The 15,618-nt window shown below is 47.3% G+C and carries 11 protein-coding genes; 4 read left to right on the plus strand and 7 right to left on the minus strand.

Annotated elements, in window-relative coordinates; genetic code table 11:
- Positions 1–4: 4 nt before the first annotated feature.
- Positions 5–1,387 (minus strand): MATE family efflux transporter, encoded by a 1,383-nt coding sequence (locus ACYX4J_RS02140; RefSeq protein WP_476177765.1) that lies wholly within the window; start codon positions 1,385–1,387, stop codon positions 5–7.
- 476 nt (positions 1,388–1,863) lie between these two features.
- On the opposite strand from ACYX4J_RS02140, the gene ACYX4J_RS02145 reads away from it, so the two are divergent.
- The 4 genes from ACYX4J_RS02145 to ACYX4J_RS02160 all read left to right on the plus strand — a co-directional run bounded on the left by ACYX4J_RS02145 (position 1,864) and on the right by ACYX4J_RS02160 (position 7,817).
- Positions 1,864–2,547, plus strand: a complete 684-nt coding sequence (locus tag ACYX4J_RS02145) for a response regulator transcription factor (RefSeq protein WP_476177766.1) — start codon at positions 1,864–1,866, stop codon at positions 2,545–2,547.
- Positions 2,548–2,878: 331 nt separating this feature from the next.
- The gene (locus tag ACYX4J_RS02150; protein ID WP_444934211.1) at positions 2,879–3,208 is read left to right on the plus strand and encodes a DUF2218 domain-containing protein; all 330 of its coding nucleotides are present in this window, start codon (positions 2,879–2,881) and stop codon (positions 3,206–3,208) included.
- A 10-nt stretch (positions 3,209–3,218) separates the two neighbouring features.
- The gene (speA, locus tag ACYX4J_RS02155) at positions 3,219–5,153 is read left to right on the plus strand and encodes a biosynthetic arginine decarboxylase (protein WP_444934210.1); all 1,935 of its coding nucleotides are present in this window, start codon (positions 3,219–3,221) and stop codon (positions 5,151–5,153) included.
- Positions 5,154–5,738: 585 nt separating this feature from the next.
- Positions 5,739–7,817, plus strand: coding sequence for a TonB-dependent receptor (locus ACYX4J_RS02160; RefSeq protein ID WP_476177767.1), 2,079 nt, complete (start codon positions 5,739–5,741; stop codon positions 7,815–7,817).
- 18 nt (positions 7,818–7,835) lie between these two features.
- On the opposite strand, the gene tcuB is transcribed toward ACYX4J_RS02160, so the two are convergent.
- The 6 genes from tcuB to ACYX4J_RS02190 all read right to left on the minus strand — a co-directional run bounded on the left by tcuB (position 7,836) and on the right by ACYX4J_RS02190 (position 15,605).
- Complete coding sequence (tcuB, locus tag ACYX4J_RS02165; protein WP_476177768.1) at positions 7,836–8,903, minus strand: tricarballylate utilization 4Fe-4S protein TcuB; 1,068 nt, start codon at positions 8,901–8,903, stop codon at positions 7,836–7,838.
- The gene (gene tcuA / locus ACYX4J_RS02170; RefSeq protein WP_476177769.1) at positions 8,890–10,278 is read right to left on the minus strand and encodes an FAD-dependent tricarballylate dehydrogenase TcuA; all 1,389 of its coding nucleotides are present in this window, start codon (positions 10,276–10,278) and stop codon (positions 8,890–8,892) included. The genes tcuB and tcuA overlap by 14 nt, the downstream gene beginning before the upstream one ends.
- A gap of 100 nt (positions 10,279–10,378) precedes the next feature.
- Positions 10,379–12,229, minus strand: a complete 1,851-nt coding sequence (locus ACYX4J_RS02175; protein ID WP_476177770.1) for a DUF885 domain-containing protein — start codon at positions 12,227–12,229, stop codon at positions 10,379–10,381.
- Positions 12,230–12,369: 140 nt separating this feature from the next.
- Positions 12,370–14,286, minus strand: a complete 1,917-nt coding sequence (dxs, locus tag ACYX4J_RS02180; protein ID WP_476177771.1) for a 1-deoxy-D-xylulose-5-phosphate synthase — start codon at positions 14,284–14,286, stop codon at positions 12,370–12,372.
- A gap of 95 nt (positions 14,287–14,381) precedes the next feature.
- Positions 14,382–15,275 carry a polyprenyl synthetase family protein gene (locus tag ACYX4J_RS02185; protein WP_444908398.1) on the minus strand — a complete coding sequence of 298 codons (894 nt, stop codon included), beginning with the start codon at positions 15,273–15,275 and terminating at the stop codon, positions 14,382–14,384.
- Between the two features lie 15 nt (positions 15,276–15,290).
- Positions 15,291–15,605 carry an exodeoxyribonuclease VII small subunit gene (locus tag ACYX4J_RS02190; protein WP_413663362.1) on the minus strand — a complete coding sequence of 105 codons (315 nt, stop codon included), beginning with the start codon at positions 15,603–15,605 and terminating at the stop codon, positions 15,291–15,293.
- Positions 15,606–15,618 lie beyond the last annotated feature (13 nt).

Genomic DNA, 15,618 nt, shown 5'->3' on the forward strand with positions numbered 1-15,618 from the left:
TTACTTAGACTGAAGTTTGATTCACTTTCAGCTTCGTAGGCCTGTATTGGTAGCAAAAATAGGCGGCCAACAAAAAGGTGCACCATTCTGCTAATGGCAGTGCAACAATAAATGATAAATTACTTATTGCTGCTGGTAATAAGTGCCAGCTGGGCAACATATAATAAAAGGCAATCAAAAATACGGCGGGGAATAATAAGCTGCGGTTAATAGCAATTAAAGCTGAAGGTTTTGGTTTGTGTATTGCTGTTAAGTAACAGGTTAAGACGATGTTAGTCCCATTAATTAAAAATAGTGGAAGCAACAATGGCAGCAATTGCATGCTGACTCGGGATATTTCCTGATCTTGTTCATTGGTAAACCAACTCAGAACAGTTTCTGGCCAAAAAACGAGCAGCGCAACGATTATGATACCCAGGCAGATGGTACTTAATATTGCAATTGACAAAAAAGATTTCACTCTATTTAAGTGCCGAGCGCCAAAATTTTGACTGACAACGATATGAAGCGCATCAGCTAAACCATAACTAAGCATGACACTTAAGAAAATGAAGTAATTGACCAGAGTAAATGCCGCTACACCATCTACGCCTAGCCGCATTATCATTAAAGTATTTAGAATGAAAAAAATAATACCAACAGATATCTCGTTTATAAACTCTGATATACCGTTATAAGCTGAGTTAAGAAGTAGTTTCCAGTTTCTTTGTTGTAATTCGAACTTAAGTGTTCTTTTCTTGCTAAAAAAATAACGGCTCAATACTAAAAACTGTATAACTTGTGCTATTGCAGTTGCATAAGCAGCCCCAGCTAATCCGAATTCCAAGTACACGATAAACCAGGCATCGAGAATAATATTGAGAGCAGCGCCGATTACTAATGCACATGTGGCTAATATCGGATGGCCATCAGCACGTACAAAATAATACAGCACCATTGTGGTTAACTGTAAAATGAACACCCAGCGAATGACGTCGAAATATTCCCTTGCTAATACAGCAACCTGGGCTGAAATATTAAGTATTTCAAAAAGTAGATCGTTGAAGGCTAAGCTGCCCAGCGCTAACAGAGTGTTAATAACCACAGCGGCAATAAGGGATTGGCTGAAGATCGCGTTTGCTGTTTTCGGATCTTTCTCACCTATGGCTTTACCTACGCTCACAGCCCCGCCTATTGCCAGCATGATGGCAATAGCTATCAACAAGGTGAAGTACGGGATCATTAGAGTGATTGCAGCGAGAGCGTCTGTACCTATGGTGTTGCCGACAAAAAAGCCATCAATCAGGTTGGCGCTTGTTATTGCAACTAAGCCGACTATTGAAGGTAGCACATAGTAAAAAAAAGTCTTGACGATACGACCGGAAAGCGCTGGATTTTGGGCTGACATTAAAGTGTCTCAAATCATGAGAAAATAGGTTCTGAGGCAGTATTATATATTCCACTTATTGCAAATGATAGTGATTATCATTAATATCGGTGAATTTAGGTTGATACATAAAGCTGCATTGTGAAGTTTTGATGTTCTAAATGTGAATAGATTTTTGTTTGAGCCAATGCAATATTGTGTTGGGCACTAAGCATGTTGGTGGCGTGTCCCGTGCAATGGTTGTACAGGAAGTGCGCAGCAGTATTGATGTTTTGCAGTGCTAAATGTCTTGGTAAGTCATATGTGTATCCATTGAAAATAGTTTAGAAAATGTACTATTAAAATTACTGTCAGACGTCAAAAGTAAGAGCTATGTGTAGGTTCCAGTCGGGTTCCCCCATATTAAGGTCGTCGGTGGGCGAGAGTATTTTTGCGCTATGAATAGTTTTGGATTCAAAAAATTCAAGTTTTAATTTGGTTGTGGATAAGAGGCTGTTGTGGCAACTGCGCATATTTTAATATTGGAAAGTGATACAAAAATAAGCAGACAATTGAGCGGCACTTTGCAAAAGCAAGGGTTTAATGTCACTCAATGTCAAGATGTTAGTGAAGGGTTGATGGTAATGCCCGCAGACTATTTTGATCTTATTTTAGTTAATGCGTTTTTGCCCACCAATGATGATTTATCACCTTTACAGGCTATACGTAGTTGGGGGCAAACGCCTGTAATTGTTCTCTCTTCAATTAATACAACGGCAAAAAGGATAGAGAGCTTTCGGCAGGGGGCTGATGATTTTATATCCAAACCGATTGATTCCACTGAGATAGTGCTGCGTGTAAACGCAATACTGCGTAGGACTCACAAGGGGGAAAGTAACATTGAAGGTGAGATTGATATCGATCATTTAAGGTTATTAAAATCAAGGCAGCAGGTTTTTTATAGGGGAGATAATTTAGCGTTTACACCTATTCAGTTTCGATTACTTTGGATACTCGCTGAGAACCGATTCAAGGTAGTTAGTAAGCAATTTTTATATCGTGCGGTACTCAACAGGCAATTTTCCCGTTATGATCGAAGCCTTGAGATGCATCTTAGTCGTATCAGGAAAAAGTTTATTGAAGTTGGTATATCGGCTGACCGCTTTGCTACGATTCATGGCAAAGGTTATAGATTTTCATAATAAAAGACTAGCTTAAGTTAAACGGTAAATTTAGGTGTACTAAGCATCGGTTTAGGCATTATTCAAGTATTTTTTCCTTTCTAAAATTCTAATCAGGCTTGTTTAACATCAGCAAGCTTAAAGCTGTCTTTGAGTTCAAAACGTTTTAATTATCGACGGTTTTTATTAGCTATTATGCTCCCGTAACAATTGTAAAAGTGGTTTTTTTTGGCCATGAAAGCAATTAACATCTTTGATAATGATTATCATTACCAAAGGTGTTAATTGCTGAATACATCTTTTCGTTTAAAATTTGGCTCGGCATAAAGTGAATTAATTAAGAAGTGGGGATATGAGCACTATTAATAAAGTTGAGGCTGAGCATGATAGCCAATTTTTAGCTTTTTCAACGGTAATTCACATTGACAGCGAGAGGATGATTAGGCGTTTATGTAAGCACTTCGCTCACAAAGTTAATGCCCACTGGAGCAGCGAGTGCGGCCATATTGAGTTTGATATGGGTTTCTGTGATATGAACGGAAGTGGAGATCAATTGGATTTGTGTTGTGGTGCTAACTCTGATGCGGAGTTAAAAGAGATCATAGATTGCATTGATTCCCACTTCTTACGATTTGCGAAAGGTGTGGAATGTTCACTTCAGTGGAATCTAATGAATTCTTAATGGTAAAAAGATGTTAGAGAAAGATAAACTCGAGAGTGAAGTTAATACTCAGTGGAATATAGCTGAGGCAGGGAATATTTATGGTGTTAACCAGTGGGGCAATGGTTATTTCGATATAGATTCACAGGGTAATGTTGTCGTAAAAAATCCTAGTGATGAAGAGGCCGATGCTGTTCCCTTGATGCAAATTATAGAGGGTATGCGGGACCGCGATTTACACATGCCTGTTTTACTGCGTGTCGAGAATATTCTTGATAAAAGTATTAGCTCACTTAATGAAACTTTCCGTCAGATAATCGAAAAACTGGATTACCAGAATAAATACCAAGGTGTTTATCCAATTAAAGTAAACCAGCAGGCCCAAATTGTCGATGAAGTAGCTCAATTTGGTTCTCGCTATCAACATGGATTTGAAGTTGGTAGTAAAGCTGAAATGATTGCAGCTTTATCCACCATCGAAGAACTTGATAGCCTAATTATTTGTAATGGCTATAAGGACCAAGAATTTATAGAATTGGGGTTAGAGGCAACAAAACTTGGATTGAAATGTATATTTGTTATTGAAACCTTAACCGAATTGCCGATTATTGTAGAGCGAAGTCAAGCGTTAGATATTTTTCCTCATATTGGAGTGCGCGTTAAAATGACGACTCAAGTGAGTGGACATTGGAGTGCTACCAGTGGTGAGAGAAGTGTATTCGGACTGTCATCAAGTCAACTTATACATGTGGTTGATTACTTAAAAGAGCATCAAATGCTCAATTGCCTTGAGTTACTACATTGCCATTTGGGCTCTCAGATTCCTAATATCCGTGATATCCGCGGTGGTGTATTAGAAGCCTGTCGCTATTACTCCGATTTATGTAAAGAGGGCGCGGCATTAAAGTATATTGATTTAGGTGGTGGTTTAGCAGTTGACTACACCGGTAGACAGTCAAGTACCGGGCAAAGCCGCAATTATTCACTTGAGGAATACTGCGAAGATATTATTGATACAATTAAGAGTACATTAGATAGCAAGAACTTACCCCACCCGATAATTGTTACGGAGTCTGGTCGTGCTACTGTAGCCTACACATCAATTTTGCTCTTTAATATCCTTGATGTTGTAAGTTTCGACTCAGAAGAGCTAAAAGAAGCTGAGGAAGATGAGCATCAATTGCTTCAAAATATGCGTGAAATTCTGACTTATTTGAAGCCTCAAAGATTGCAAGAGTGCTTCAATGATGCGCAGTTTTATCGGGACGAAGTTCGCGAATTATTCAAGCGTGGCCAAATAGATCTTCGTGTTCGTTCTGTATCAGAGACAATTTATTACAATGTTTTGCATCGTATAAAAGAGACTCTTTCAGAAATGGAGCGAATACCTGAAGATCTGGAAGGCTTGGCAGATTCATTAGCTGATATCTATTATGGTAATTTTAGTTTATTTCAGTCCTTACCTGATAGCTGGGCTATTGATCAGTTATTTCCTGTTATGCCTATTCATCGACTAAATGAGGCTCCAAGTCGGCGTGCTATCTTGGCCGACATTACCTGTGATTGTGATGGAAAAATTGAGCGATTCGTAGTCAACCAGGAAGTCGAAAAAACCTTACCTCTGCATTCAATAAAGCACGGCGAGGAGTATTATCTCGGTGTTTTCCTAGTGGGCGCTTATCAGGAAACTCTGGGTGATCTGCATAATTTATTTGGTGATACGAATGTTGTCAGTGTGAGACTGAATTCAGATGCCAGCTTTGAGTTTGTGAAAGAGGTTCATGGGGATACTATTGAGGATGTTTTAAGCTATGTCGAGTATCAGCCGCATGAAGTAAAGACGCGTTTTCGTAATAAGGTTGAAGCGGCTGTTCGCAGTGGGCGTATTAGCGCTCGTGAACGTCAGCAAATAATTAAGACCTTCAATGCAAGTATGCAAGGTTATACCTATTATGAAAGAGATTAGAATAGAGTAGAAAGCAGTGAGAGACTTGACCTGTTTAAATCTTTAGCTGTATATGTGAAAGGTTAAATCTAAGTATGTCGACGATGCCAGATCTTCGATCTGGCTAAAATATTTAAGCCCTACTCTGTGAAGCTAGCTCCCGGCCACGTTAATAAATTCCTTATTTTTATATAGTTATGATGTTAGCACCTATCCTGATTTAGTGTTTTAGGTTTATATTGGTTACTTTAGCGTCAGCTAATTTTCTGTAGTGATAGTATTATACACTTATATAGAATCTATTCTTCTTTATGGCTATTGCAGAACTCTGAATATACTTGCTTTTAAACTTTAGTGTGCCTGTAGTTGAAATATTACCTCTCTGTAATAGTTGTTAAGAGTTTTGATCTTTCTTGTTTCTTTGTCTGATTGTTACTTGCATTTTTTATTGCGTAAAAAGTAACGAGAAGTAAAATATTAAATTTTACGCCATTTAGTAAGGAAGCTAGGTTTAGCTAATATTCATAAGGATTATGAATATGATTTTCTGATATTATCTGGTCACAACATAAGATGTTCTATCTTTTAAAGAATAGGGATGTGGACTTGAGGATCATAAATAAGATCACTTTGGGTTATATTGCACTGGCTCTGCTTCCGATCAGTTTTTCACATAGCAGTGAAACTCAGATTGAAACTATCGTTGTGACTGCGGGTAGATATGAACAGGATATTTCACAGCGGGTGGAGAGTATTTCTGTTCTAGATAATGATGTACTCAGAAAAAGTGGTAATACCCATATTCAACAAAGCCTGGTGAGTGTACCTGGAGCAAACCTAGCAAGAGGGAATGGACAGGAATACCTGCCAGCCCTACGTTCCCCAGTACTGACTGGTGCGGGAGCCTGTGGTGGTTTGTTGACAGCAGAGGATGGGATTCCACTGAGAGCAAATGGATTTTGTAATATCAATGAGCTATTTGAATCCTTCAGCGAGACAGCTCGGCATATCGAAGTTGTTAGAGGGCCTGCTGGTACCCTCTATGGCTCTAATGCAATGCATGGATTGATCAATGTTATCAGTCGCGATCCTGTAGAAGGAAAGAATGGATCTCTCAACACTGAAGCGGGGCCCCACGATTACTATCGACTGGGTGTATCAGCAGATCATCGCCTCAGTATTGAAGGTGATGTGATCAGTGCAGATTTGTATTTGATGACTGATGGAGGATATAGGGATCAGTCAGAATTGGACCAGCAAAAGGCTAGCATCCAGTATACCCACCAGGTCGGTGATAGCAGAGTTCGAACTCGTCTAGTAGCGACAAGCTTAAATCAGGAGACGGCTGGTTACCTCGAGGGCGACGGAGTTTACCGCAATCGTCGATTGAGTCGTACCAACTCTAATCCAGAGGCGTTTCGAGATGCCAATTCTCTCAGATTTTACTCTCTGATTGATATACCTTTGAATCAAACTAGTCAATTACATTTGGCTCCTTACCTCCGTAAAACTGACATGCGTTTTCTGCAGCATTATTTACCGGGGCAACCAATGGAGGAAAATGGCCAGGAGAGTGTTGGGATAAGAAGCGGTTATTATCTGGAGATGGGTGAAAAGCTTAATCTGCTAACCGGTATTGATACTGAATTAAGTAAAGGATATCTCCTGGAAGCCCAAGAGAGTGTTACCGAGGGCTCTGAATTTCTGCAAGCAACCATACCAATGGGAAAGCACTACGATTATGAAGTCGTAGCTTGGAATGTCGCCCCCTATGCATCGGCAACCTGGAAGGTTAATGATCAATTGGAAATCACTGGTGGAGTCAGGATTGAATCTGCACACTATGACTACGACAATCAAATGCTTCCCGGGCGCACAGATGAAAATGGATTACCCTGTGACTTTGGAGGCTGTCGGTTTAGCCGGCCAAATGACCGAAAAGATAGCTTTAACAATATATCCCCCAAGTTGGGAGCGCTATTATGGTTAAGTAATGAACTACAACTCTTTACTCAATTGGCCCAGGGTTATCGTGTACCCCAAGCGACAGAGTTATATCGATTACAGCGAGAGCAGACGGTAGCAGACCTAGATCCAGAGGAAATTAATAGCTTTGAAGTAGGGCTGAGGAAAATAGGCGACTCTTTGTCATATGAGTGGGTGGCTTATACGATGAAAAAGGAGAATGTAATATTTCGTGATGCCGACTATTTTAACCAGTCCAATGGCAAAACCCGGCACTGGGGAGTTGAGTTGGCTGTCGATTATGAATTCACTGAAAGCTTACGGCTAGAGGTGAGTACCAGCTATGCAGAACATCGCTATGCAGATCAAAGGGAGTTGCAAGGTGTAGAACTGGATGGAAAGCTTGTAGATTCTGCGCCAAAGACCTTTGGTAGCTATCGACTTCACTGGTCCCCGAATTCTTTGGTATCAGCGGAGCTTGAATGGTTACATCAGGGTAGCTATTTTACAGATCCTCAAAATGCTTATCGGTATCCAGGACATGACTTACTGAACCTCCATTTGGCCTGGCAGTGGAAACAATATGAAATTTCTACTCGAATACTGAATATTACCGATAAAGCCTACGCTGAGCGCGCGGATTACAGTAGTTTTAGTGGTAGCCGCTATTTCCCCGGAGAGCCTCGCTCAATTTACTTCGGAATTAATTTTGATTGGTAATGTAGTAAGGGCTTGCTTTTAATTTTCAGGTTTCATTTGAGCATCACGAATCAAAGCTGCCATCCGATAAAAACCATGAGCCATTTTGGTGTAGGGCGTAAGTAAAAAAAAAGCGAGAACTGCACCCAAGTGTAAATCCAATAGTAGGGGGAGTGCAGCTGTTCCCCCCAGGGCAAATAGTAGGAGACCACTGAGTGCGATAAATAACAGTAGCCCAATAAACCCCATCTCCCCACTCCAAACTCTTGCCGAGCCCAGTTCTGGATCAGCCTTGAGCTTTAGTTGGATAAGTTTGCTACACCCTACTAATATGAGTAAACCACCGGGAATACCAAGTAATTTGGGTATCGAAAAAATTGGGTATGGCCCTGGCATGTTTAGAAAGTAATACATGACAGTACCCGAGCAGGTAGCGGCAAAGCACAATAAAAAACCGTATAAAACAGCTTGGTGTGTGTATCTTCGCTGGTTGCTGAATCGGTCTTCCTCCTCGAAGTTACATCCGTCCCCGTGGCCCCCGGATAGATTCTTTAGTTTCCCTGCAGAGATTAATGCTCTTCTAAAGTGATCCCAGGAAATTTTTTCCCCGCCGACCTTCCTCCAGTAGCGACGTAAACTGATCCCTAGACTAAACAGCGGGTATAGAAAAGCGGGTAGAAAAATTCCGGTCATAGTGGGGTGGGAAATAACTGCGTAGAAGCCCTCGCCACCACTGGGTTTCAGTGCTCTTATCACATAAAAGATAACGGCAAATCCGATGATAGTGACCAGGGCGATCAGACTGCCGCGTTTTTGGAAAATTCTGGCGATACCTCCGGGCCAGGCAAAAGACTCCCAGCTTTTCTGTCGAGCTTCGGACATGACTTGGGGAATATTGATGTTGAATTCGTGGGGAGCGGTATACTGGCAGGCGTAGTAACAGCCTCGACAGTTGTGGCAAAGGTTGGCCAACTGGGTGATGGTTCCCTCTGAGAAAGAGCGGTGTAGTTGAAGTGCTGGAAATACGGCACAGTAGCCCTCGCAATAGCGACAAGCATTACAAATTTCTGCTTGCCGCCGTGCCTCTTCCAAATTATCCAATTGCATAGTTAGCGGCTTCCCTGCCAGCGATACGTCCAAAAACGGTGCCGATCATCATACCCAGGCCGGCTAGATATCCCTGACTGAGAATTGACCCGGCCATGGTTTCCCCAGCAGCCCACAGATTTTTTACCAGCCCAGTGGCAGTGTTGCACTGGGCATTCTCATCAACCTTGAGCGCCAGGTAGGTAAAGGTAACCCCGGTGCGCAAGCTATAGCAGTAAAATGGTGGCTCGTTGATAGGACGGGCCCAATTGGTTTTTTCTGGTGTCAGGCCGGTGGTGGTGAGACCATCTAACTCTGTGGGATGAAAAGTTTCACTACTGCTACAGGCAGCATTGAAGGTCGCTATTGTGTCGATCAGTTTTTCAGAGGGTAAACCGGTTTTTTCCGCGATTTCCTCCAAGGTATTCGCCTCGGTAGGAGGGAATGCTGACGGCATAAACATTTTTAAAGACTTGGAGTCGATAATTGCAAAAGCCACTTGGTCTGGCTGTTGTGCGACAAGGCGGCCCCAGATGGCGTAGCGTTTGGGCCAAATATCTTCTCCCTCGTCATAAAAGCGCCGAGCCTCTTTGTTAACGACAATGGAAAAGGGCACACAATCGAGGCGTGTTACTATGCCGCCATCAAACTTCGGCGCTCGCCCGTCAATTGCCACTGCATGGCACTGGGTGGGATCTCCGACGGACAGCACGCCTTGCTCCAGTAAATCCTCCAACACCGCACCCCGGTTATAAGGCGTTCCGCGTATCAGGAAATTTTCGGCAGCTGGCCCCCAGGCTTTTTCCAGCCACTCCAGATTGGCTTCAAATCCGCCGGAGGCAACTACAACTGAGCTGGGTTCAATTTGGTATTGCTGCCCCTCGTAAACATAGTCGACACGAGTAATATGATTTCCCTCCAGCTGCAGGTGCTTAACGTGTGCCCGATACAGCACATCAACACCTAATTTGCCTGCAGTTCGGTAATAGGCGTTAACCAGGGACTTACCGCCGCCAAGGAAAAAAGCATTTGTGCGTGTGAGGGATAGTGTGCCGGACAGAGGAGCTTGGAAGTGGACTCCGTGTTTTTCCATCCAGGGAAGTGCGCTTTCCGAAGAGCGTATTACCAACCTAGCTAACTGCTCATTGGTTTTACCCCCGGTAACTTTTAATAGATCTTCGTAGTACTCGTCTTCACTGTAGTCACCTTCCAGTGGGCCTAGGGGACCTCGGTGCATACAGCGTATATCCCTGGTGTGACGGGAATTACCGCCTCGATAGGGTTTGGGCGCAGTTTCCAGAATAATCACCTTGGCCCCGAGTTCGGCAGCAGTTATAGCTGCGCACAGAGCAGCATTGCCACCCCCAATTACGGCGAGGTCGTAGTGATTGTTCACCGATAGAAAACCCTTTTGCAATGGACTTGTGTCTCATTGCAAAAGGTAGGTGAAAATAGAGAATAAATAGGCGGGCAGGCAATTCCTGCCGCAAAAATCGTCAGCTGGTGGCGGGTTGTTCAGCTTGCTGCATGCCGATGTGAACAGATACAGAGGCCTGGCTTTCCAGCCAGTTGTCCATGCGCTCTTCAAGAATATTCAGTGGCAGTGCTCCAGATCCCAACAGAGCGTCATGGAAACTGCGAATGTCGAAATTGCTATCCAGGGCTTCCTCCGCCTCTTTGCGCAGCTCTTTAATTTTGAGCTGCCCTAACTTGTAGGCCAGGGCTTGGCCGGGCCAAATTAAGTAGCGGTCTATCTCGACGGTCACATCGTGGAGCGGTTTGGCGCTGTTCTCCATAAAGTATTCGATCGCTTCCTCGCGGCTCCAGCCCAGCTGATGCATACCGGTGTCCACTACCAAACGCACTGCACGCCACATATCGTAAGAGAGTGCACCGAACTCGCTGTAGGGATTTTTATACAGGCCCAGGTCGTAGCCAAGACTCTCGGAGTAAAGGCCCCACCCCTCTACAAATGCAGTGTAGAAAGTCATACGGCGCAGCGGGTGAATATCAGTTTGCTCTTGAGCCAGGGCAATTTGCAGGTGGTGACCCGGCATCGCCTCGTGCACTGTGAGCGCCTCCATTTCCCATTTCGGGCGGCTGGGCAGGTTGTAGGTATTGGCAAAGAAGATACCTGCACGGCCAGCTTCGTTGGAGCCGGGCAGATAATAAGCTGTGGTTTGGGATTGTTCGGAGTAGCTGGGTATCGGTTTCACACCGTAGGGCAGGCGTGGCAAGGTGCCGAACAGAGCGGGCAGCTCTGCATCAATGCGCTTGGCAATATCGCGGTAATCCCGCAGTAACCCCTCCCGGCTGGTGTGGTAAAAGCGCGGGTCGGTACGCAGAAACTCGGTGAATGCTTTGAAATCTCCCTGGAAGCCTGTCTTCTGGATAACTCTATCCATCTCCCCGCGAATTCGCTTCACTTCCGCAAGCCCAATGCGGTGGATCTCCTCGGGGCTGAGGTCGGTGGTGGTATTCTCTTCCACTTTATGGGCGTACCAGCGCAGACCGTCAGGGCGGCTGGTTAAAGCCGTATCCACCTGGGCCTCGGGAATATATTTTCGCTCAACAAATTCAGCCATACCCTGCCAGGCCGGTACCAGTTGTTTACTGTAAATGGCATAGGCGCGTTGCTGCAGGCTTTTCCGCTTAGTTGCTGGAATGGCCTCAGGCATTTGATTAAATGCAGTCAGCAATGGACTGTGCTCCGGCGCGGCAGGTACCAGTGCGCGTATTTGACGCGGTAGGTCGCGCAGAGTGATTTGTGGTGGTGTGACTCCTTTGCGCAGACCCCGGCGCATCAGCCCCTGGGTTTGCTCAATCAGAATTGGCAACCTTTCCAGACGGCTGATTATTGTTTCGTAATCGGCTGCAGTGCGCTTGGGCATGCTATTGATAACAGCTGGCACATTGCGCTGAATACCGCTCATATGGGTAATTGGTTGCAAGTGTTCTGGAAACTGGAAACCTTTTACGTCCCCCAACAAGTCCTGGTAGAGCAGCTGGTAATCCAATTGTTGTTCGGCTGGCAGGTCGCTCTGGTCGATATTACGTGCAGCGCCCAATAGGATTCGGGTTTGCTTCTGCCTGAGTTCCACAGACTTCAGGGAGTTATCTACCCAGCGATGATTTTGCCCGGGATAGCCCTCGTACGTTGCCTGGCTGGGATAACTCTCCATGACCCAGCGATAGCGTAAATCCTGCAGGGCGGTGAGGCGCTCGGAGGCGCTGCTCTCAGGAAGGGATTTGTAAGCTTTTCGGAAGGTGTCCTGGTCCATCGCTGAGGCATTGAGGCTCACAACAAGTCCCAGGGATGTAAATAGGGCTTTTCTGATAAACGACATAATCCCCTCAAGTGAAAAAGTGTGGCCCAAATAGTGGCCGGATTTAGTCAATGGGTGGTTTGTTACCACTGCCGGCAATTTATTGCCGGGCATTCGAAGAGCAGCCAGCCGCATTAGCTGGCTGCCAAAGGCGGGCTGGGTCAGTTGGCTGCCGCTGTGCGACTGCCAAACTCCTGGTGATTGATCAGTTGCAAGCGCCTGCGAATCTGTTCCTCAATACCGGAAGCATTGAGGCCGATGGCCGCCAGCAGGTCTTTGTGCTTGCCGTGCTCAATAATTTGATCTGGAAGTCCCATTTGCAGCACCGGTACTGACCGCGCAGTGCTATTGAGGTATTCGAGTACGGCACTGCCAGCGCCACCAGCAATAGCGTTCTCTTCGATGGTAACTAAGAGTTGGTGACTCTCGGCAAGTTCATCGATCAGTGCTTCGTCCAGGGGTTTTACCCAGCGCATATCGGCTACGGAGGCTCCCAGCTGCTCTGCAGCGGCCATAGCGGGGCCGAGTAAGGTTCCGAAGCTGAGGATGGCTACACCACTGCCCTGGCGCAACAGGCGCCCCTTGCCGATCGGTAGCTCTGCCATTTCCTTGTTGATGGAGGTACCCATACCGGTTCCGCGCGGATAGCGCACAGCAGTGGGGCCGTTGTGTTTGTAGGCGGTATAGAGCAGCTGGCGGCATTCGTTTTCGTCACTGGGCGCGGCGATAGCCAGGTAGGGCAGGCAGCGCATAAATGTGAGGTCAAAACTACCCGCGTGCGTGGGGCCGTCTTCGCCCACCAGGCCGGCGCGGTCGATGGCGAAAGTGACATCCAGGTTTTGGATTGCCACATCGTGCACCATTTGGTCGTAGCCGCGCTGTAAAAATGTCGAATAAATAGCAACTACCGGCTTCTGGTCTTCACAGGCGAGGCCCGCAGCGAGAGTGACGGCGTGCTGTTCGGCAATGGCTACGTCGTGGAAGCGGTCCGGGAAGCGCTTGGAGAACTCCACCATACCGGAACCCTCGCACATGGCCGGGGTAATAGCGACCAGGCGCTCGTCCTGTTCTGCGGCATCGCACAGCCACTGGCCAAAAATATCCTGGTACTTGGGCAGTTTCTTCTTGCCGGGTACGGCCACTTGCACCTTGGCTTCTGGCTCCAGCTTGTTCAGCGCGTGGTAGCCCACTGGATCTTCTTCAGCAGGGCCGAAGCCTTTGCCCTTAGTGGTGGCAATATGCAGGAGTTGTGGGCCCGGCTGGCTGCGCAAGTTGCGCAGGGTGTGGACCAGGTCGTGCATGTTGTGGCCATCCAGGGGGCCTACATAGTTAAAACCCAGTTCTTCGAACAGGGTGCCCGGTGTGATCATGCCTTTGACGTGCTCTTCGGTACGTCGCGCCAATTGCCAGGCTTTGGGGATGGCAGACAGTATCTTACGGCTGCCCTCGCGCATGTTCAGGTAGGTTTTACTGGCCAGGATTTTGGCGAAATAGGTAGCCAGGCCGCCGACATTTTTTGAGATAGACATACTGTTGTCATTGAGAACAACCAACATGTCCTTGCCGGTATGGGAGGCGTGGTTTAGGGCTTCGAAAGCCATTCCCGCCGTCATGGCGCCATCGCCAATCACCGCCACTACCTTGCGATCGTCAGGGGAGCCCAGAGCCATACCCAGGGCGGCGCTGATCGAAGTGCTGGAGTGACCGACACCAAAGGTATCGTAGGGGCTCTCACTGCGCTTGGGGAAGCCGGACAGGCCCCCTTGCTGACGCATGGACAGCATCTGTTCGCGGCGACCGGTGAGGATTTTATGGGGGTAGGTTTGGTGGCCCACATCCCAAACCAGCCGGTCCTCCGGGGTATTGAATATGTAATGCAGGGCGATGGTCAGTTCCACCACACCGAGACCGGCACCAAAGTGCCCGCCGGTCTGGCCGACACAATACAGCAGGTACTCACGCAATTGGCTGGCGAGTTCCGGCAATTGGCGTTCATCGAGGGCGCGCAGCTGCGCCGGGTCGTCGATCGAGTCGAGTAGCGGTGTCTGCGGACGTGTGCGTGGAATTTCTTCGAGCATCAAATGTATCAGTTGCAACAGATGGTGATATTGAGGGGGATTGTATGCCCGTGGCGGGCATATTGCATCCCAAACCCCACAGGCAAGGCTGTGACTTAGTGTCCGCGCTGCACGATATAGTCTGCGAGCTGCTGCAGTAGCAGGGTATCGCCATCGAGACTTTGCAGTGCCTGGGAGGCCTGGGCGTGCAGTTTTGCCAGCTTGTCCCGGGCGCCGTCGACGCCGAGCAGAGAGACATAAGTGGGTTTGTTGCGCAGGGCATCGGCGCCCTGGGTTTTGCCCAGAACCGCGGTTTCAGCAGTGATATCGAGAATATCGTCCTGAACCTGAAATGCCAGGCCAATAGCTTGGGCGTAGCCGGTAATAACCTCCAGCTCCCTCTCGCTGGCACCCCCCAGCAGTGCGCCCATACGTGCGCTGGCACAAATCAGAGCCCCGGTCTTCAGGCGGTGCATGGGCTCCAGCTGATCCAGGGTGAGGGTTTGGTCAACGGAGTCCAGGTCGATAGCCTGGCCGGCGACCATACCTCGGGCCCCCGCCGCAGTGGCGAGCTCACGCATTAACTGTAACTGCAATTGAGGCGCGAGCGGTTCTGCGAGAAGCAACTCGAAAGCCTGGGTTTGCAGTGCGTCGCCGGCGAGAATGGCTGTGGCTTCGTCAAAGGCGATATGACAGGTGGGGCGACCTCGACGAAGGTCGTCGTCATCCATTGCCGGCAGGTCGTCGTGGACCAGGGAGTAGGCGTGAATGCACTCCAGGGCCGCCGCTGTGCTATCGCAATAGGCCAGGTCAAAATCGACACCCCGAAAAACCTGGGCACAAGCGTAGATGAGAGCGGGGCGCAGGCGTTTGCCGGGGCCCAGTGCGGCATAGCGCATTGCTTCGAACAGCTTTTCTGAGCCGTCGATCGGGGTGTTGAGCGCCTGCTGGATTCGGCTTTCGACGCGTGTGGAGGAGGCCTGTAGAAAGGCTTTCAGCTCCTCTGGCAGGTTTGCGGAACTCACTTAAACTGGGTCCCCGGAGTTGTCGTCGGCATCAAAGGGGAGCTCGCGGATATTGCCGCTCTCTTCAATTAACAGCTTCACTTTCTGCTCGGCTTTGGCAAGCTTCTGTTGGCACTCCCGGGTGAGTTTCACTCCCTTTTCGAAATCAGCGAGAGCCTCCTCCAATGGGAGATCTCCGCCTTCGAGTCGCTCAACCAGCTGTTCCAACGCCTCGAGACTCTCTTCAAAAGTTGCTGTTTTTTTCTTTGCCGCCATAGCATCGCCTCTTAATTGCGGGGCAACCTTAGCGGCTGGCGCTGCGGGGGTCAATTCCATGGCCCCCTCATCC

The organism is Microbulbifer sp. ABM4_008, assembly GCF_056311705.1.

Excerpts from the sequence above, each read along its gene's own strand:
- ACYX4J_RS02140 (WP_476177765.1), bottom strand. The coding sequence starts at position 1,387 with ATGTCAGCCCAAAATCCAGCGCTTTCCGGTCGTATCGTCAAGACTTTT.
- ACYX4J_RS02150 (WP_444934211.1), top strand. The coding sequence starts at position 2,879 with ATGAGCACTATTAATAAAGTTGAGGCTGAGCATGATAGCCAATTTTTA.
- speA (WP_444934210.1), top strand. The coding sequence starts at position 3,219 with ATGTTAGAGAAAGATAAACTCGAGAGTGAAGTTAATACTCAGTGGAAT.
- tcuB (WP_476177768.1), bottom strand. The coding sequence starts at position 8,903 with ATGCAATTGGATAATTTGGAAGAGGCACGGCGGCAAGCAGAAATTTGT.
- ACYX4J_RS02175 (WP_476177770.1), bottom strand. The coding sequence starts at position 12,229 with ATGTCGTTTATCAGAAAAGCCCTATTTACATCCCTGGGACTTGTTGTG.
- dxs (WP_476177771.1), bottom strand. The coding sequence starts at position 14,286 with ATGCTCGAAGAAATTCCACGCACACGTCCGCAGACACCGCTACTCGAC.
- ACYX4J_RS02190 (WP_413663362.1), bottom strand. The coding sequence starts at position 15,605 with ATGGAATTGACCCCCGCAGCGCCAGCCGCTAAGGTTGCCCCGCAATTA.